Genomic DNA, 19,010 nt, shown 5'->3' with positions numbered 1-19,010 from the left:
AGATGTGTATAAGAGACAGGCGAACGCCCTTCGCGAGCAGGCTCGCTCCCACTGGGCCGGCTACGGGTTTTCATTTATCCCCGGCCCTTCCAAGGCACCAGTTTGCGCTCCAGCCAGCGCATGCCCAGATCGAACAGCAGGGCCAGCGCTCCGATCACCAGAATGCCCATGATCACCACATCAGTGGCCATGAACTTGGACGCTGTCAGCACCATAAAGCCCAGCCCGGCCGTGGCCGCGACCATTTCGGCGGCCACCAGGGTGGTCCAGCCAAAGCCGATGGCGATGCGCATGCCGGTCAGAATTTCCGGCAGGGCTGCCGGCATGATCACCTGCCTGAGCACTTGCCCGCGGCTGGCGCCCATCGAATAGGCCGCGTGGATCTGCTCAATGGCCACCGACTTGACCCCGGCCCGGGCACTGAGTGCCAGCGGGGCAAACATCGCCAGGTAGATCAGGAGGATTTTTGAGCCTTCACCGATACCCATCCAGATCACCACCAACGGCAGATAGGCCAGCGGCGGCAGCGGGCGGTAAAACTCCACCAGTGGGTCGAACACGCCTCGGGCCACCCGATTGACCCCCATCAAAATACCCACCGGGATTGCCGTCACCACCGCCAGCGCAAAGGCGCCAAACACCCGCAGGGCACTCCAGCCGATATGTGTCCACAGGCTGGCATCGGCAAACCCGTTGCGGCTGACATCCACGATCTGCGCCCATACCGCCTGGGGCGAGGGCAAAAACAGCGGCTTGATCCAACCGCCATTGGTGGCGAAAAACCACAAGGCGAACACGACACAAATCGTGCCCAGGCTCAGCCCCATACTGGAGCCGTTGCCCGGTGCGCCATATTGCTCGCCCGGCTTTGCCGGCGCGGCGCGGCGCAGTTCATGGAGGGTGCGCAGCACGGCATTGCGTTGTTTTTCGTCCAAAAGGCTCATTACGCTGCCTCCTCGTCACCGTGGATGATGCTCAGGATCTGCTCGCGCAGGGCGATGAAATCGGGACTGGATTTTACGGCGCGAGCGTCGCGGCACTTGAGAAAGCGCTGGCCGAAATCCACCGAAAACTCGTGGGTGATACGCCCCGGGCGTGGCGACATGATGATCAGTCGGGTGGCCATAAACAGCGCTTCTTCGACGTCATGGGTGATAAAAAACATCATCTTTTGCGTGCGCTGCCAGATCTCCAGGATCAGCTCCTGCAAGCGTTCGCGGGTCAGGGCGTCCAGTGCGCCGAGGGGCTCGTCGAGCAGCAGCATCTTCGGGTCATTGGTCAGGGCGCGGGCAATCCCGACACGTTGCTGCATGCCGCCCGACAGCTGATAAGTGGCGTGATCGCGAAACTCCGCCAACCCGGTCAACTGCAAAAAATGCAGGGCACGTTCTTCGCGTTCGACCTTGGGGATACCGCGCAACTTGAGACCGAAGGCCACGTTGTCGATCACATTCAGCCACGGCAGCAGCGCATGTTTCTGGAACACCACACCGCGTTCTGCGCCGGGGCCGGTGACCTGGTCACGCAGCTCGGCGCCGTCGATGCGCTCGGGCACCTGGCCGTGATAGTCGCCCAGGGTAATTACCCCGCTGCTGGGCTGGATAAACCCGGCCATCAGGTTGAGCAGTGTGGTCTTGCCGCACCCTGAAGCACCCAGGGCGACGACAAAATCACCGGCGGCAATGTCCAGATTGACCCCGGACAGAGCCCTTACCGGCTGACCCTTTTGCTGCCCGGGGTAGAGCACCGACACATCATGAATTTTTAGGCTGAGGGGCATGGCGTGTTCCTCGTCAATTAACTTGATGCCCTGTGGGAGCGGGTTATTGGGCGTTTTGCACAAACGTCGGGTTGATCGCCGCGCTGTAGTCAGGCAGCAAGGCCGGGATTTTCTTTTGAGCTTTCAAGAACTCGGCGGTGGCGGCCAGTGCCTTGGCAGCGCCACCGCCCAGCCACGTCGGGCCGGCCTGTTCGCTGGCCAGCGGGAACTGGTACAGCGCCAGCACCGGTGGTACTTCTTCAGGTTTGGCCCCGGACTGCTTGGCCACGTTGATGACCTGCGGCGAGTCGGCGGTCCAGGATTTTGGCGCCTTGACGTAACCCGCGGTGCTGTCTTGCAGCACCTGGGTGAACGCCTGCATGCCGGGACCGTTGGCGGCAGCGAATTGTTTATCTACCACCAGGCCGTCGAAGGTGGCCTTGCCCCAGTCGGTCAGTTGGCCCGAGGTCAACAGCACATGGCCGCTTTGCTTGAGACGGCCCAGGGCCGGATCCCAGATAAACGCCGCGTCGATATCTCCGCGCTCCCAGGCTGCGGGGATATCCGAAGGTTGCAGGTTGATAACCTTGACCTTGCCGGTCAGGCCAAACTGCTCAAGGGCAAACAACGCGTGAAAGTGGGTGGTGGAGACAAAGGGTACGGCGAGGGTTTTGCCGGCCAGGTCCTGTGGCGCGACGATACCGCTGCCATTGCGTACCACCAGCGCCTCGGCATCGGCAATGTTGTCCAGAATCCAGAACAATTGCGCATCCACACCGCGGCTCACGGCGGCGGCAATCGGGCTGCTGCCGGCGACCCCGATCTGCACATCGCCCGAGGCCATGGCCATCATCACGTCGCCGCCGCTGTCGAAGTTGCGCCACTGGATATCCCAGCCGGTGGCTTGCTCGAACTGCTTTTGCGCGATGGCGTCTTTCCAGGGCGCAAACATGCTTTGCACGCCGATGGTCACGGTCTGAGCGTGGGCAGTGGCTACCAGGCTCAGAGCGGTAAGGGGCAACAAGACGGTGCGACGGATCCATTTGTTCAGGGGCTTGAGCATGGTGAGACTCCGGGCTGGGGGATGTCTGTTTTTTTGTCAGCCCGATCTTAGGCGCTGGCTCGGCGCTTGCTTTAGATCCAGTTGCTGCAAACTGTGGTGCCAGAGGTCGTTGCAGGCCTTGTGTGGCAAGGGCTGTAGCGCATCGGGTGCGCCATGACGGGGCGCCGGGCCAGGAGCTTGAACCATGTTGGAGCGTTATTTTCGACCCTTCGAAGCTGGCCGGGGCTTACAGGAGCAACTGCGCGAGAGCTTGCTCAGCGCGATTCTGGACGGTGCCATGCCGCCCGGTGAGCCGATGCCGTCATCGCGCAAGCTATGTGAGCTGCTCAACGTGTCGCGTAATACTGTGGTGCTGGTGTATGAGCAGTTGGTGCAGGATGGTTATCTGATCCCATCGGACCGGCGCGGTTTCTTTATCAACGAGAAGTACCTGCGCCAGCAGCTCAATGTCAGCCTCAAACCCGCCACGCAAAAAATCTTCGAGCGCCCCGACCATGCACCGGACTGGGAGGCGCGCCTGCAAAGCAGTTCGTCGCAGTTGCGGGCCATCGTCAAGCCGCGCAACTGGCGTGAGTATCGCTACCCGTTCATCTATGGTCAGGTCGAGGCGGATGAGCAAACCGCTGCCCGCTGGCGCGACTGTTCGCGCATCGCCAGCACCGGCGCACATATGCGCAGTTGGGTCGATGATCAAGTGATGCTCGACGATCCGTTGTTGGTCGAACAGATCGTCCAGCGTGTGTTGCCCAAACGCGGGATCAGCGTGTCGACGCAGGAAGTGATGATCACCATCGGCACGCAGAATTCGCTGTATATGCTCGCCCGGCTGCTGGGCCGCCCAGGGCTGGTGATGGGGCTGGAGGATCCGGGCTATGTGGACGCGCGCAATATTTTCAGTCTGAGTGGCTGCGCGTTGAAACCGCTGCGCATTGATCGCCAGGGGCTGGTGGTCAATGAGCAACTGGCCGACTGCGAGATGGTGTTTTGCACGCCCAGCCATCAGTCGCCCACTGGCGTGACCATGCCGCTGTACCGACGCCTGGAGCTGATGGCCAGTGCCCGTGAAAATGACTTGTTGATCATTGAGGACGATTACGAAAACGAACAGAATTTTTTGGGCAGCAACCATCCGGCTTTGAAGAGTTTTGATGACAGCGGACGGGTGATCTATCTGGGCAGCTTGACCAAAAGCCTGCTGCCGGGGGTACGGTTGGGATTTATTGCCGCGGATGCCGAGCTGATCCATGAACTGCGGGCGCTGCGCCGTTACATCTACCGGCATCCGCCGTCGAACAACCAGCGTACGTTGGCGCTGTTTTTATCGATGGGCCATTACGATGCCCATGCCCGGCGGTTGCGCGATCGGCTGGCGCGCAAGTGGCGGGTGATCAGCCGGGCCATGGCCGAGCATTTGCCGCAACTCAATGCCAGCGGCATGGCGGGGGGCTCGTCGCTGTGGGTCAGTTGCCCGCCGGATGTGGATGCCTGGGTGTTGCAGCGGCTGGTGGCCAGGCGTGGTGTGTTGATTGAACCGGGGGATATTCATTATTTGAGCGAGCAGCGGCCGCTCAACTGCTTTCGGCTGGGCTTCGGGGCGATTGCCGAAGAACTGATCGAGCCGGGGATTGCGGCGCTGGGTGAGGCGTGGCGCGAGCTGAAAGCCCCTCACCCCAGCCCTCTCCCAGAGGGAGAGGGCGCTTGATGGGGGGAGATCTCGCAGCCGCGTGCGGTCAGTTCTGCCTTTGCTTTTAGTCCCCTCTCCCTCTGGGAGAGGGCTAGGGTGAGGGACTTGCTTTAGCCTTACAAAACCTCCCGCCCCAACGTCTCTCTCAACACTTCAAACATCGCATCCAAATCCGCCCGCCCAGTCACCAGCGCCGGGGCAAAGATGATCGCATCCCCGGTCGTTTTAACATGCAACCCGGCGTCATACAGCGCCCTCTGCACCCGCGCACCTTTGGCTCCCGGCGCATCCCCCGGCGTCAGCTGTATTCCGCTGAGCAACCCATAACCGCGCAAGTCGCTGACTTGTGGCAGGCCTTGCAACCCGCTCAGGCACTCCAGAAAATACGGCGCCAGTTGCGCGCCCTTGGCAAACAAATCCTCATCCCGGTAAATATCCAGCGAAGCCAGCGCTGCCGCACAGGCCACCGGGTGCCCGGAGTAGGTATAACCGTGGAACAGTTCCGGGCCGCCACCTTTGCTGGCATTGATCACGGTGTCGTAAACCGCCTCGTCCACCGCCACGGCACCCATCGGGATTGCGCCATTGGTCAGGGCCTTGGCCAGGGTGATGAGGTCCGGCTTCACCTCAAAGCTCTGTGCTGCAAACGCCTGGCCGGTGCGGCCAAAACCTGTGATGACTTCATCGAACACCAGCAAAATCCCATGTTTGTCACAAATGTCGCGCAGGCGCTTGAGGTAGCCCACAGGCGGCACATACACGCCGATGGAGCCGGCAATCGGCTCCACAAAGCAGGCAGCAATGCTGTCGCCGCCATGCATGGCGATGATCCGTTCCAGGTCGCTGGCCAGGTCGGCGCCCTGCTGCGGTTCGCCCAACTGAAAGCGCTGGTCCTCTTGCCAGGTGTGACGCATATGGCTGACGTGGGGCAGGCCGCCGGTGGCGAAGGCCTGGCGGTTGCGCATCATCCCCGACAGGGCCACGCCGCCAAAGTTGACGCCGTGATAAGCCCACTCGCGGGACACAAACCGGGTGCGCTGGGCTTCGCCGCGAGCACGGTGATAGGCCAGGGCAATTTTCATCGCGCTGTCCACCGACTCGGAGCCGGAGTTGGTGAAAAACAGTTTGTTCAGGCCAGCAGGCAACAAGTCGCTCAAGCGTTCCGCCAGCTCGAAAGACAACGGCGAAGCCCGTTGAAAGTGCGGGGTGAAATCCAGGGTCAGCAATTGCTTGCACACCGCCTCGGCGATCTCGGTACGGCCATGGCCGGCAGCGCTGCAAAACAACCCGGAGCTGCCATCGAGCAGTTCGCGGCCCTCGGCATTCCAGTAACGAACGCCCTCGGCGCGGACGAACAACTGCGGTGCGCGGTGAAACTCACGGTTGTCGGTAAAAGGCATCCATTGGTGGTTCAGATTCGTCGCCATGCATGTCACTCCTGAGGGTCGGTCCGGTGCGGCCAGTTGCTCGCAGACTAGTCACGGCCGGGGGCAATCCTTAGATCCAGATGGGGTTTTCGATAGGGCCAGTTCTGGCCCCATCGAAAGCCCCGACTGGATCTAAGCCTCGGGGCGCGCGGCTGACTACAGTGGCGCCATTGAGCACCCTGGAGCAGTGTATGAACCCTGAAGCAAGTTGGGCCCTGAGTGCGCTGTGCGTACTGGTGGCGGCTGTGGTGCGCGGGCTCACGGGGTTTGGTTTTGCGGCCATTGCCGTGGTCGGGCTGGCGATGCTCGGGTCGCTGCAACAGGCGGTGCCGCTGGTGCTGTTTCTGGAGGTGGGGTCCAGTGTGATGCTGTTGCGCAGTGCCTGGCGCGAGGCGCATTACCCGCTGCTCAAACGCCTGCTGCTGGCGGCCGCGTGCGGAGTGCCGTGCGGTATCTGGTTGCTGACGGGTATCGACAGCGGTGGGCTGACAGTGGGGGTCTACCTGTTGGTGGGGCTACTGGCGATTCTGGGTCTGGCGCGTATTCGCCTGCCGATGGGCGAGGGTCGCGCCGGTGCCTGGCTGGTGGGGGGCAGCAGCGGGGCGTTGATCGCCGCATTCAGTATTGGCGGGCCGCTGGTAGTGGCGTGGCTCAGCCACTGCGGGTTGCGGGCCCGGGCGTTGCGGGCGACGCTGATCATGTTCTTTTTTGCCGTCGATCTTGCGGCGCTGGCCGGGCTGGCGGTGGCTTTGGCCATCCCCCCCGGCACAGGCCGGCAGGCATTGCTGATGCTGCCTGCGCTGCTGCTGGGGCTGTGGCTGGGGCAACAATTGTTCGCGCGTATCCAGGCCGAACAGGCCGCCCGTTTTACCCAATGGCTATTGCTGGTGCTGGCAGGCGTTGGTCTGCTGGGCCGGTCGTGGTCCTGATCGATCCCAAGGAGCTGTCTATGATGCCGACTGTTTTTATTACCGGTGCCACGTCCGGTTTTGGCGAAGCCTGTGCCCGTCGTTTTGCTGCCGCAGGCTGGTCGCTGGTGCTTACCGGTCGCCGGGCCGAGCGCCTGCATGCACTGGCTGACGAGCTGTGTGCGCAAGCCAGAATCTTGCCGCTGGTGGTGGACGTGCGTGACCGTGTCGCGATGGCGCAGGCCATTGAACATCTGCCTGCGGAATTCAGCAGGTTACGCGGGCTGATCAATAATGCCGGGCTGGCATTAGGCACCGCGCCAGCCCCCGAGTGCTCGCTGGATGACTGGGAGACCATGGTCGACACCAATATCAAGGGCCTGCTGTACAGCACGCGCTTGCTGCTGCCACGGTTGATCGCTCACGGTGCCGGGGCAGGCATCGTCAATCTGGGGTCTATTGCCGGTAACTGGCCGTACCCTGGCAGTCATGTGTATGGCGCGAGCAAAGCCTTTGTGCGGCAGTTCTCATTGAACCTGCGCTGTGACCTGCAGGGTACCGGCGTGCGCGTCACCAACCTTGAACCTGGCCTGTGCGAGAGCGAGTTTTCGCTGGTGCGCTTTGCCGGGGACAAGGCCAAATATGATTCGGTCTACGCCGGCGCCCAGGCGATTCAGCCAGCGGACATAGCCGAAACGATTTTCTGGATTCTCAACCAGCCGGCGCACATCAATATCAACAGCCTTGAGTTGATGCCTGTGAGCCAGTCGTGGAACAACTTTGCGATTGAGCGGGCTTGAGCCCGGCTTTCCAGGGCGTGTACTCGACGCGATAAAACGCGCTGCTCATGCCCTGGGTGTTGGGCACAAAGCCCGGCATGGCGCTCAAGTCCAGTTGCTTGCAGCGCTGAACCAGTCCTGCAAGCAACCCATCGTCCTGCCTGAACTCAGAAGGGCGCATGGCGTGCGGATCAAGGCTGGCGGCACATTCGCGCACCTGGCCGGTGCTGTCAGTCATCATCATCAGCGTGGCGACACCAATGCTGTCGATGGGCATCGGCGCGAGCAGTTGCTTGAACAAAAAGTCGTTTTGCGCCTTGTCCTGCAAAGCCGCATCGCGCCGTGCCCGGGTCTCGGGGGAAAGCCCAACCAATGGATACACCAGAACCGGCGCCACGACACTTGCCGTCTTGCTCTTGGGGTCGATCAGTGACGAGGGCAGCTCGGGGAACACCGCTGTCCAGCAGATCGACCGCAGGTCCAGAGCCAGCTTGCGATTGTAGGGGTAAACCCTGGCATCCACTTTCTTGTTGGGTTGAGTGCCGCAGCCAATGATGCGGTTCTTGTCATCGAGGGTCAGCATCAGATTGAAACTGCCATCGCGCCCTTGGGCATTAGCCAGGTCGCCCTCACGGGCGAGCACACTGCTGATCAGTTTTTCATACACACCGCGTTGTACCGCCTGCTCCTTTTCCTGGGCTTGGGTGAGCTTGGGCGGGCTATCGGGGTCAATGGTCGCTGACTGGCAACCTGCAAGCAGCACCGCTGTCAGGGCGAGGGGGAAAGAGGGTTTGAACATGACGATCCTTGTGCGAGAGGCTAGCCGGTGAAGTCCTTGCCGTTTTTTAAACGGCGGGCAGTTTATCGCATTCAAGGTGTTTATTGCAGTTGGGTTGTATTCGCGTTAGCGCAGGGGCTGCGCTTTACCACACAGCGCAACAGCCCCCTACTTTAACCTTGCGGATGCCAGCCCAACTGACTTGAAACCTGCTGCGAGGCTTCCATCAGTTGTTTGACGTAGTCCTGTTTCAGTTCCTCACGAAAGCGAAAGCACGGGAAGGATACGCTCATGCCGCCAATCACATGGCCGAAACGGTCGCGGATGGGGGCTGATAAACAACGCATGTTGTCTTCAAATTCTTCATGGTCTTCGCCATAACCCTGCTGGCGTACCACAGCCAGTTCCTGCAGGTATTCGTCGATGCTGGTGAGGGTGTTGGCGGTACGCCGCTCGAAGCTCTCTTCGCGCAAATGTGCCAGCAACTCATCCTCTTTCAGCCAGGCCATCAGCACCTTTCCGATGCCGGTGCAGTACAGCGGCGCCCGACGGCCGATACGCGAATACATGCGCAGGTTGTATTTGGAGTCGATCTTGTGCACGTAGACGATGCTGCCTTCGTCGAGGATGCCCAGGTGCACGGTTTCCCCGGTCAGTTCGTTGATCCGGCGCATCCCCGGCTCGGCTTCGCGCACGATATCCAGATGGGGCAGGGCCTGGGCACCCAGTTCGAACAACCGCACGCTCAGGCGGTAGCGGTCTTCAGCATCCTGAACCACATAACCACGGGCCTTGAGCGACTGCAAAAAGCGATAGACCGTACTTTTTGACATATCCAGTTTTTGCGCGATTTCGGACACGCCACTCTCTTCCGGGTGCTCGGCCAGCGCTTCAAGCACGGCCATGGTGCGGCCGACTGCAGAGACCAGTTCATTGTTCTGGGTGGTGCTGTTGTCCATGAAGGCTCCAACGCAAATGAAAAAAACAAGGATATACCGTAGGGAAACGAAACGCTGTTTCATTTTTCTTGACGGTGCGGGGATTTTGATTAAACTCGCCCTCAAGCAATGAAATGAAACGCCGTTCCGAAAATAATAATCAGCTCGATGCAAGGACACGACCCGTGCCTGTATCGACGCCAAGCGACCCATAAAAACAAGGCGCGAAGTGATGACGGTAACCCTCGGGCATTGCCCACAGGCCGATTTGCCCCACCCCCGACGAGTCGCTCTGGTGGGCGAGTGCATGATTGAGATGCGCGGCCTGCCAGGAGCGCTTTTCAGCCAGACCTTTGGCGGCGATACGCTCAATGCAGCGGTCTATCTGTCACGTCTGGGGGCTGGCAACGGTATTGTTGCCGACTATGTAACCGCCATCGGCGCAGACGCTTTCAGCGTTGCCATGCGCCAGCTCTGGCGTGATGAGGGTGTCGGCGATCAGCATGTGCGAGTGATCAAGGACGCGCTGCCCGGTTTGTATTTCATCCAGACCGATGACCAGGGTGAACGCCGCTTTGCCTACTGGCGCGGAGAAGCCGCCGCCCGACGGGTTTTCGACGGACCAGAAGCCGATGACGTACTGCGCGCCCTGGCCGACTACGACTATGTGTACCTGAGCGGCATCAGCCTGGCGATCCTCACCGCCGGCGGCCGCGAGCGCCTGATGCAGGCCCTGGGCCAGGCTCGCCAGAGCGGCACGCGCATTGTCTTTGACAACAACTACCGCCCACACCTGTGGCCAGATGCGTCTTCTGCACGCAAGGCGTACAGCGACATGCTGCGCCTGACCGATCTGGCGCTGATCACCTGGGAAGACGATGCTGCGTTGTTCGGCTATGCCGATCCCGAAGCCCTGTTTGGCGCCTATGCCCGGTTTGGTGTGGGCGAAGTGGCTCTCAAGCGTGGCCCGGCTTCGTGCCTTATCCAGTGCCCGACCGGGCGTTTCGAGGTGCCCGCCGAACAGGTGCGGCAGATCGTCGATACCACGGCGGCAGGTGACTCTTTCAGTGCTGCGTACCTTGCCTGCCGCTTGCAAGGCGGTGAGCCGCAACAGGCTGCGCGCTGGGGGCACACGCTGGCCGCAGAAGTGGTGCAGCATCCCGGCGCGCTGATTCCCGCAGCGGCCATGCCAAGCCTGAACATGCCTGTATTTTCTTCTGTCGCCGAGGCCTGAACCGATGAAAATTGTTGAAGCACGCGTGATTGTCACCTGTCCGGGTCGCAACCTGATCACCCTGAAAATCGTCACTGACGAGGGGGTCTACGGCATTGGCGATGCGACTTTGAACGGCCGCGAAATGGCGGTTGTCGCCTACCTCGAAGAACACGTGCTGCCCGCGTTGATCGGACGTGATGCGCGACGTATCGAAGACATCTGGCAGTACCTTTACCGCGGTGCCTACTGGCGCCGTGGCCCTGTGACCATGACCGCCATTGCCGCCGTTGACGTGGCACTGTGGGACATCAAGGCCAAGGCAGCCAACATGCCCCTGTACCAGCTGCTCGGCGGCAAAAGCCGCGAGCGGGTAATGGTCTACGGGCATGCCACGGGGAAGGACATCGAAGGCTGCCTGGCCGAAGTGGCCCGTCATGTGGAACTGGGCTACAAGGCGGTGCGTGTGCAATGCGGCATTCCGGGCATTGCCACCACCTATGGCGTGGCCAAGCGCAGTGGCGAACGCTATGAACCGGCCGACAGCGACCTGCCAGCAGAGCATGTCTGGGACACCGCCAAGTACCTCAATCATGTACCCAAGCTGTTTGCCGCCGTGCGCGAGCGCTTTGGCGATGACCTGCACATCCTGCATGACGTTCACCACCGCCTGACACCGATCGAAGCGGGGCGCCTGGGCAAGGCTGTGGAGCCTTTCAACCTGTTCTGGCTGGAAGACTGCACCCCGGCAGAAAACCAGGAGGCATTTCGACTTATCCGCCAGCACACCACAACCCCGCTGGCGGTGGGTGAAGTGTTCAACTCGATTCACGACTGCCGCGAGCTGATTCAGGAACAACTGATCGACTATATCCGCGCCACCCTGGTTCACGCGGGCGGTATTACCCATGTACGGCGGATCGCCGACTTTGCCGCGTTGTACCAGGTGCGCACCGGCTTTCATGGCGCCACCGACCTGTCGCCGGTGACCATGGGCGCGGCGCTGCATTTCGATACCTGGGTGCCCAACTTCGGCATTCAGGAGCACATGCCCCACGACCCGCTGACTGATGATGTCTTCCCCCATGCCTATCGCTTTGAGGACGGCCATTTCACCCCGGGTGAAACCCCGGGCCATGGCGTCGACATCAACGAAGAACTGGCTGCCAGGTACCCCTACAAGCGCGCCAGCCTGCCGGTCAACCGCCTGGAAGATGGCACGCTCTGGCACTGGTAATACCGCTTAAAGCTGATTGCTCGACTGTTTAATAACTATAAAAAACGGGGCGTCATGTCCTGGCAGGAGTTACCCGATGAAAGCGTTTCAAGTAAGAGCTCCCTTTGAATTCGGCCTGGCCCAGGTCGATGTCCCGCAACTGTCTCGCAGTGAAGTCAGGGTCGACGTCGCCTATGCCGGAATCTGCGGTTCGGACCTGCACATCATTCACGGGCAAAACGCCTTTGTGCGCTTCCCTCGGATTACCGGCCATGAGTTTTCCGGAGTGGTCAGCGAAGTGGGTGCAGACGTTGCGCAGATCAAGGTCGGCGACCGTGTGTGCATCGACCCGGTGATCAGTTGCGGTACCTGCTACCCGTGCCGCATCAATCGGCCCAATGTGTGCACCCAACTGCAAGTGATCGGTGTGCACCGTGACGGTGGTTTCAGTGAGCAAGTCTGCGTGCCTGCGAGCAATGTTTATCGCCTGCCGGACACTATGTCGCTGAGCCATGCCGCGCTGGTGGAACCGTACTCCATTGCCCTTAACGTGCTGGATCGCATGCAGCCGCACCCCGGCGACAGCCTGCTGATCTACGGCGCCGGGGTGATCGGCCTGACCCTGGTGCAAATGGCCCGGGCATTGGGGCTGACCGACATTACCGTGACTGACGTGATTGACGAGCGCCTGCAAACCGCCCGCGCCCTGGGCGCCAGCCGCACCCTCAACGGCAAGGAAGTGGATGTAGAGGCGACGATACGCGAGTTGACCCATGGCGAAGGCGTGCCACTGATTGTCGATGCTGCCTGCATCCCGGCGCTGATGCCGCAAATGGTGCGTATTGCCTCACCGGCCGGCCGTATCGGCCTGCTGGGTTTCAGCACCACGCCCACCGATCTGGTGCAGCTGGAAATGATCAAGAAAGAACTGACCCTGGTGGGATCGCGGCTCAACAACCGCAAGTTCGCGCGGGTGATTGAACTGATTGCCAGCGGCAAGTTGCAGGTTCAGGAAATGATCAGCCACCGCATCCAGTTCGATGAAATGCCCGAAGCGATTGCCCTGATCGAAAACCACCCCGAGCAGACCCGCAAGGTGCTGGTGCAACTCAACAGCGCCCTGTAGCCGTTCAGAAGCGCAGCCGCGCTGCGCTTCCGGCGGCTACAGGTCAGGCGTTACGGCTTTCGGCGTCAAGGATTCAACCGATACACGTGCCCCCAGCGGGCACCCTCACCGAATACAAAAACAAGCGGGAGGTTCCAATGTTTGGTCAAGGTCGTACCTTAGTCATCATCATGCTGTTCCTGGCAGGCGTTATTAACTACCTGGATCGCTCGGCATTGTCTGTGGCCGCCCCCTTCATCCAGAAAGACTACGGTCTGACCACGGGTGAGATGGGCATGATTTTCAGCAGTTTTTTCGTCGGCTATGCGGCATTCAACTTTATCGGCGGCTGGGCTGCTGACCGCTACGGGGCGAAAACCACACTGCTGCTGGCCATGGTGCTGTGGTCGTTGTTCAGCGGTCTGACGGTATTGACCGTCGGCTTTATGTCGCTGGTGTTTATCCGCATCCTGTTCGGCATGGGTGAAGGCCCGTTGAGCGTGACCACCAGCAAGATGGTCAACAACTGGTACACCCCCAAGCAACGGGCGCGGGCGCTGGGTTCCTCCATGTCCGGCACCCCGTTGGGGGGGGCGATTTCCGGACCGGTAGTGGGCTTTATCGCCATCAGCTACGGCTGGAAGGTGTCGTTCATCATCATCATGCTGATTGGCCTGGTGTGGGCGGCGGTCTGGTACAAATTCGTCAAGGACAAGCCCACCGGCAAGGTTGCCGAAGAGATTGCGCAAGGCGAAGGCCAGAGCGAGATGGCGGCGCAGCCGGTGCACCCGCTGCGTTACTACCTCAAGCAGCCGACCGTGCTGTTCACCTCGCTGGCGTTCTTTTCGTACAACTACACACTGTTCTTCTTTCTGACCTGGTTCCCCAGCTACCTGACGATGGCCCACGGCCTCAACGTTAAAGAGATGAGTATCGCCACGGTCATTCCATGGTTGCTGGGCTTCCTCGGTTTGGCACTGGGCGGTTTCATTTCCGACTTCGTGTTCAAGAAAACCGGGCGGATGATGTTTTCACGCAAAGTGGTACTGGTGACCTGTCTGCTGGCCTGTGCCGTGTGCATCGGCCTTGCCGGGCTCGTCACCACCCTGTACCCGGCCGTGATTCTGGTGGCCCTGGCGGTGTTCTTTCTGTACCTCACCGGTGCCATTTACTGGGCAATCATCCAGGACACGGTACCTGCTGCCCGCGTCGGCGGAGTCAGTGGCTTCATGCATTTTCTGGCCAACACCTCGGGCATTATCGGTCCGACCCTGACCGGCTTCCTGGTGCAGTTCACTGGTTCGTTCACCAGCGCCTTCCTGTTGGCCGGTGTGCTGACCATCATCGGTGCAGTATGTGTAGCGCGCTATGTCAAACCACTGCCGGTGATCGATGAAGCCGTACCACCAGCAGGCAGCGTCTTGCCGGCTGCCGCCCTGAGCCATCCTTGAGGAGCCTGTCGATGCCTGTGATTCAACCAGTACCCGCAGTGGCCGCAGCAGCTGAAATCGGGATCGTGCATCTGGGCCTGGGGGCGTTTCATCGTGCTCACCAGGCGGTCTATCTGCAACGCCATCACAACCGTCACGGTGAGGGTCCGTGGGGCTTGTGCAGCGCCAACCTGCGTTCCAACCGGACCCTGGTAGAGCAGTTGCGCGAGCAGCAATGCCGTTACTCGGTGGCCGAGTATCGTGACCGCGAGCAGGTGACGTTGCGCGAGATCACGGTATTGCGTGAGGCCCTGTACGCCGGTGATGGCGGCGCGGAACTGGAGCAGCTGTTGCAGCGCATGGCCGATCCGCAGACGCGGATTGTGACCCTGACGGTTACCGAAAAAGGTTATTGCCTGAGCCCGGCCACTGGCCAGTTACGCCTGCAAGACCCGGGCGTTATCCACGACCTTGCCCACCCGCAAGCACCACGTACGGCACCGGGGATTGTGCTGGAGGCCCTGCGCCGCCGGTTCCAGGCGGGTATCCCGGCCTTTACCGTGCTGTGCTGCGACAACATGCCGGACAACGGCCAGCGCACCCGTCAGGCGGTCATGGGGTTGGCGGTTAAAGGCAGTGAGCTGGCGCTTTGGATCGGGCAGCACGTGGCATTCCCCGGTTGCATGGTCGACCGCATTGTTCCGGCCATGGATGCGCAGGCGTTCAGCGACCTGCAGCAGCTTGGCTGCCAGGACCCCGCGGCAGTGGTGTGTGAAAGCTTCAGCCAGTGGGTGATCGAGGATCACTTCCCCCAGGGGCGCCCGGACTGGGAGCTGGACGGCGTGCAGATGGTCGCGGATGTACGGCCGTTCGAGACCATGAAGCTGCGCATGCTCAACGGCAGCCATTCGCTGCTGGCCTATATCGGTTTGCTGGCGGGCCACGAGACAGTATTCGAGGCCATCAGCGATCCTGATTTGCTGTTGTTTATCCAGCGCTATATGGCCCAAGAGGCCGCACCGACGCTGGATATGCCGGCGCAGATCGACGTAACGAGTTATGGCCGTGACCTGTGCGCGCGGTTTGCCAATGACAGCCTGCAACACCGGTTGCGCCAGATCGCCATGGATGGTTCGCAAAAACTGCCGCAGCGCTGGCTCCAGGGTGCACAGGCACTGCTTGAAGCGGGGCGCGACGTTGACTGTATCGCGCTGGGGGTTGCAGCCTGGATTCACTACTGCACCCGGCCTTTGCCGGGCCGTGAAGCCCATGTGGTCGATGATCCGCTAAGCGCCACGTTTGCCGATCTGGCGGGCAGCCTTGACGGGGCACAGCGCGTCGATGCCTTTCTCGATCTGGAGCAGGTATTCCCGCTCGCGCTGTCGGCGCGGTCGGCCTTTCGCGATGCGGTGCAGCGCGCTTACAGCGCCATTGAGCAGGCCGGTATGGCGGCTCAGCTAAAAACTTTTGCAGCACATAACTAACAAGAAGGGAGATAGACATGGAACAGACTTGGCGCTGGTTTGGCCCCCAGGATCCGATTTCACTGGCAGATGTGCGCCAGACCGGAGCCACCGGGATTGTCACTGCCTTGCACGACATCCCCAATGGCCAGGTATGGCCGGTGGCAGCGATTGCGGCACGCAAGCAGATGATCGAAGACGCTGGCCTGACCTGGTCGGTGGTGGAAAGCATCCCGGTGCACGAAGACATCAAGCGCGGCTGTGGTCGCCGTGACGAGTACATCGCCAACTATCAGCAAAGCGTGCGCAATCTGGCGAGTTGCGGCATTGATATCGTCTGCTACAACTTTATGCCGGTGCTGGACTGGACCCGCACCGACCTGGCCTGGGAGATGGATGACGGTGGCTGGGCCCTGCGTTTTGACCAGACCGCCTTTGCCGCATTTGACCTGTTTATCCTCCAGCGCCCGGAGGCGCAGGCCGAGTACAGTGCCGAGGATATCGCGCAAGCCAGGGCCTACTTTGAAAAGCTGACCCCCGAGCAGAATACCAGCCTGGTCAACACGCTGATTGCCGGTCTGCCTGGCGCAGAAGAGCACTACAGCCTGGAAGATTTCCGCGCCTTGCTGCGCACCTACGCCGAGATCGACGAGGCGAAGTTGCGTGAGCACCTGGGGCATTTCTTGCGTGAAGTGATTCCGGTCGCAGAGGAAGTGGGTGTGCGCATGGCCATCCACCCGGACGATCCGCCGCGGGCGTTGCTGGGCCTGCCGCGTATCCTGTCGACTGCCGCAGATGCGCAATGGTTGCTGGATGCCGCGCCAAGCCCGGCCAATGGCCTGACTTTTTGCACCGGGTCTTATGGCGTGCGTGAAGACAATGATCTGGTGGCGATGGCCAAACAGTTTGCGCCCTTCATCTACTTCACCCACCTGCGCTCGACCCGCCGCGAGGCCGATCCGCGCAGTTTCCACGAAGCCCATCACCTGGGAGGGGATGTGGACATGGTCGGGGTGATCGGTGCGCTGGTGGCCGAGGACCTGCGTCGTGAACGTGAGGGCGGCCCGCGCTTGCCGCTGCGCCCGGATCACGGTCATCAGTTGCTCGATGACCAGCACCGCAAGAGCAACCCGGGTTATTCGCTGATCGGTCGCCTCAAGGGCCTGGCCGAGATTCGCGGGGTGGAAATGGCGATGCGCCAGCAACTGGCGTGACACCGTTTGCCTTGCACAGCTGACCTGTAGCCACTGCCGCTGGCTGCGCGCCCCATCGCAGCCTGTGGCAGCGGCGACAGGGTTGAATCAATAGGCAAACATCTTGCGGTGCTTTTGCACAAAGTCTTCCCAGCGCACCGGCTGGCGCCCGGTGATCTGGCTGAAGTTGTCGAAGGTTTCTTCAACCCCGGGAATTTGCCCGGCGGCCATGCGCGTGAAGTTGTCCTGTACGCAGGTCATATAAGCCATTTCTGCACCTGCCGCGCGCATGTTCTGCACAAATACGTCCGGTGACTGTGCGTCATAACGAAATGGCTGGCCCAGCAGGCGGGTCATGATCGCGGCGATATCGCCATAGGACTGTACGTCGTAGCCCAGTCGATAGGTCTGACCTGCATGCTTTTGCGGGTGCAACAAAGCTTGTGCGGCCACCCGGGCCACATCTTCGCCGTCAACCCAGCTGAACCGCGTATCACCGGTGTACTGCTCGATCACTCCGTTGATGACTGCGCGGGTGCCATCGTAGCTGAGCAGGTTTTGCATAAAGCACTCGGGACGCAAATGGGTAAACGAGAAACCGGACCACTCGATATAACGTTCTACAAACTGGTGCCAGGCCCAGTGGCCGATGGTGGTGTCGTCCCGCCCGCAGGCGCCCAGATGCACCAAATGCTGCACGCCGGATTTTTTCGCCTGGTCGATGAATGCCTTGCTCTGGCGCAGCATGTCCACGGTGTAGCCGGTGACCAGCAGGGCGCGGTCGATACCCTCCAGCGCCGGGGCCAGGGTGTGTTCCTGGTCGAAATCCATGATCACGGTGCGAATGCCCTGTGCAGTAAATGGCTGGGCCTTGGCGTGGGAGCGCACGGCCGCGACCAGGGTAATGGTCTTGTCAGCCAGCAGGTTGCGCAGGGTGTCGCCGCCGATCTGGCCGGTGGCGCCGGTGATTAAAACGGTGGGTTTGTGCGAAGTCATAAATACGCCTGATGCTTGAGTAAGTTCGTGGTGTAAAAGCTTACTGGGGAATTGCTGGCGTATTTAGGATGCCTTTTATCTAATAAGATGAACTGAATTCACTAATGAGGGGCGTGCATGTTTGCTTCCGAGCGCCTGAAAGGTATCGATGTATTTGTCTGTGTCGCCGACTCGGGCAGCTTCAGGGCTGCTGCCGAGCGTTTGAACCTGACGGCCTCGGCGATCAGCAAGGGCATCGCCCGGCTGGAAGGCAGGCTTGGGGTGCGCTTGTTCCAGCGCACCACGCGGCGCTTGGCATTGACCGATGGCGGAGCGGCTTTTTACCGGACCTGTACCGGGGTTCTGGCCGAACTGGAGGAGGCCGAGTTGGCCATGCAGGCCGACAATGCCGAGCCGCAGGGCAGGATCCGCATTGACTTGCCGGCGGCCTTCGGGCGTTTGCAGGCGTTGCCGGTGATTTTGCAGTTTGTGCAAAAACACGCACTGCTGCTGCCGCATATTTCGTTCTCCGACCGCTTTATCGACCCGGTCGAAGAGGGTGTGGATATTGTCGTGCGGGTCGGTGGGCCGGATATCTGGCCAGCGGCGCTGGAGCATCGTTTTCTGGGGCGTGAGCGGCATGTGTTCTGTGCTGCGCCGGCTTATCTGAACATTCACGGCACGCCTGTGACCGACCGCGATCTGGAGCATCACCAGTGTGTGGCCTATGGGCGGGCCGACGGCACGGTCAGCCCCTGGAACTTCGCAGGCAGCCGCCCCGGAGAGGTAGAGCGCCGGGTGATGCCCGCCAGGTACATCGTAGGAGATGGTGAAGGGCAAGTGATGACAGTGCTGGCGGGATGCGGCATCGCCCAACTGCCCACCTGGCTGATCAAGCAGCATCTGGCTGATGGTTCACTGGTGCAGGTGCTGCCGCATCTGGCGAGCGAGGGGCTGGCGATCAACCTGGTGTGGCCAAAAAGCCGCAAGGCCCTGCCCAAGGTCAGTGCTTTGCTTGATGCCCTGACCGTCGGGCTGATGCCGTTGGCGGATTAATTGGCGGGTTGCACTCGTCCTGT

At 61.0% G+C, this 19,010-nt stretch carries 17 protein-coding genes; 10 read left to right on the top strand and 7 right to left on the bottom strand.

Going from position 1 to position 19,010, the window contains the following annotated elements; all coding sequences use genetic code 11:
• Window positions 1-74: 74 nt before the first annotated feature.
• The 3 genes from QN377_RS18445 to tauA are packed head-to-tail and all read right to left on the bottom strand — an operon-like array spanning window position 75 to window position 2,822.
• Entirely contained in the window at window positions 75-944 is an 870-nt protein-coding gene (locus QN377_RS18445; protein ID WP_095031973.1) for an ABC transporter permease subunit, read from the bottom strand.
• Window positions 944-1,780: a taurine ABC transporter ATP-binding protein gene (locus tag QN377_RS18440; protein ID WP_095001501.1), complete on the bottom strand. Its 837-nt coding sequence runs from the start codon at window positions 1,778-1,780 to the stop codon at window positions 944-946. The genes QN377_RS18445 and QN377_RS18440 overlap by 1 nt, the downstream gene beginning before the upstream one ends.
• A gap of 43 nt (window positions 1,781-1,823) precedes the next feature.
• Entirely contained in the window at window positions 1,824-2,822 is a 999-nt protein-coding gene (gene tauA / locus QN377_RS18435; protein ID WP_095001500.1) for a taurine ABC transporter substrate-binding protein, read from the bottom strand.
• 184 nt (window positions 2,823-3,006) lie between these two features.
• Between tauA and QN377_RS18430 the strand changes: the two genes are divergently transcribed.
• Window positions 3,007-4,524 carry a PLP-dependent aminotransferase family protein gene (locus tag QN377_RS18430; RefSeq protein WP_095025436.1) on the top strand — a complete coding sequence of 506 codons (1,518 nt, stop codon included), beginning with the start codon at window positions 3,007-3,009 and terminating at the stop codon, window positions 4,522-4,524.
• Window positions 4,525-4,622: 98 nt separating this feature from the next.
• Here the strand turns inward: QN377_RS18430 and QN377_RS18425 are convergent, their stop codons facing one another.
• Window positions 4,623-5,933 carry an aminotransferase class III-fold pyridoxal phosphate-dependent enzyme gene (locus tag QN377_RS18425; protein ID WP_095025435.1) on the bottom strand — a complete coding sequence of 437 codons (1,311 nt, stop codon included), beginning with the start codon at window positions 5,931-5,933 and terminating at the stop codon, window positions 4,623-4,625.
• Window positions 5,934-6,124: 191 nt separating this feature from the next.
• Here QN377_RS18425 and QN377_RS18420 point away from each other — a divergent pair, with 191 nt between their 5' ends.
• Both QN377_RS18420 and QN377_RS18415 read left to right on the top strand, forming a co-directional pair.
• Window positions 6,125-6,862, top strand: coding sequence for a sulfite exporter TauE/SafE family protein (locus QN377_RS18420; RefSeq protein ID WP_095018319.1), 738 nt, complete (start codon window positions 6,125-6,127; stop codon window positions 6,860-6,862).
• 20 nt (window positions 6,863-6,882) lie between these two features.
• Entirely contained in the window at window positions 6,883-7,641 is a 759-nt protein-coding gene (locus QN377_RS18415) for an SDR family oxidoreductase (RefSeq protein ID WP_322213530.1), read from the top strand.
• On the opposite strand, the gene QN377_RS18410 is transcribed toward QN377_RS18415, so the two are convergent.
• Window positions 7,577-8,419: a hypothetical protein gene (locus QN377_RS18410; RefSeq protein WP_095001495.1), complete on the bottom strand. Its 843-nt coding sequence runs from the start codon at window positions 8,417-8,419 to the stop codon at window positions 7,577-7,579. The genes QN377_RS18415 and QN377_RS18410 overlap by 65 nt on opposite strands.
• A 152-nt stretch (window positions 8,420-8,571) precedes the next feature.
• Window positions 8,572-9,357 (bottom strand): DNA-binding transcriptional regulator KdgR, encoded by a 786-nt coding sequence (gene kdgR / locus QN377_RS18405; protein ID WP_095018322.1) that lies wholly within the window; start codon window positions 9,355-9,357, stop codon window positions 8,572-8,574.
• 211 nt (window positions 9,358-9,568) lie between these two features.
• Here kdgR and QN377_RS18400 point away from each other — a divergent pair, with 211 nt between their 5' ends.
• From QN377_RS18400 to uxuA, 6 genes are all read left to right on the top strand, one after another.
• Window positions 9,569-10,570: a sugar kinase gene (locus QN377_RS18400; protein WP_095001488.1), complete on the top strand. Its 1,002-nt coding sequence runs from the start codon at window positions 9,569-9,571 to the stop codon at window positions 10,568-10,570.
• A gap of 4 nt (window positions 10,571-10,574) precedes the next feature.
• On the top strand, window positions 10,575-11,786 hold the full coding sequence (manD, locus tag QN377_RS18395) for a D-mannonate dehydratase ManD (RefSeq protein ID WP_095001487.1): 1,212 nt from the start codon (window positions 10,575-10,577) through the stop codon (window positions 11,784-11,786).
• 76 nt (window positions 11,787-11,862) lie between these two features.
• Window positions 11,863-12,891: a Zn-dependent oxidoreductase gene (locus QN377_RS18390; RefSeq protein WP_322213524.1), complete on the top strand. Its 1,029-nt coding sequence runs from the start codon at window positions 11,863-11,865 to the stop codon at window positions 12,889-12,891.
• Between the two features lie 137 nt (window positions 12,892-13,028).
• A complete protein-coding gene (locus tag QN377_RS18385) occupies window positions 13,029-14,321 on the top strand; it encodes an MFS transporter (RefSeq protein ID WP_095001485.1) in 1,293 nt (430 codons plus the stop codon).
• A gap of 11 nt (window positions 14,322-14,332) precedes the next feature.
• Window positions 14,333-15,784 carry a mannitol dehydrogenase family protein gene (locus QN377_RS18380; RefSeq protein ID WP_322213522.1) on the top strand — a complete coding sequence of 484 codons (1,452 nt, stop codon included), beginning with the start codon at window positions 14,333-14,335 and terminating at the stop codon, window positions 15,782-15,784.
• Window positions 15,785-15,801: 17 nt separating this feature from the next.
• On the top strand, window positions 15,802-16,977 hold the full coding sequence (gene uxuA / locus QN377_RS18375) for a mannonate dehydratase (RefSeq protein ID WP_095018325.1): 1,176 nt from the start codon (window positions 15,802-15,804) through the stop codon (window positions 16,975-16,977).
• Between the two features lie 87 nt (window positions 16,978-17,064).
• Here uxuA and QN377_RS18370 read toward each other — a convergent pair whose 3' ends face one another.
• Entirely contained in the window at window positions 17,065-17,952 is an 888-nt protein-coding gene (locus tag QN377_RS18370; RefSeq protein ID WP_153327970.1) for an SDR family oxidoreductase, read from the bottom strand.
• A 117-nt stretch (window positions 17,953-18,069) separates the two neighbouring features.
• On the opposite strand from QN377_RS18370, the gene QN377_RS18365 reads away from it, so the two are divergent.
• The gene (locus tag QN377_RS18365; RefSeq protein ID WP_322213519.1) at window positions 18,070-18,987 is read left to right on the top strand and encodes a LysR family transcriptional regulator; all 918 of its coding nucleotides are present in this window, start codon (window positions 18,070-18,072) and stop codon (window positions 18,985-18,987) included.
• Window positions 18,988-19,010: the final 23 nt, after the last annotated feature.

Source organism: Pseudomonas sp. CCC4.1, from assembly GCF_035019225.1.
GTDB classification, from domain to species: Bacteria; Pseudomonadota; Gammaproteobacteria; order Pseudomonadales; family Pseudomonadaceae; genus Aquipseudomonas; species Aquipseudomonas bubulae.
This window is presented reverse-complemented; position numbering and strand designations above follow the sequence as displayed.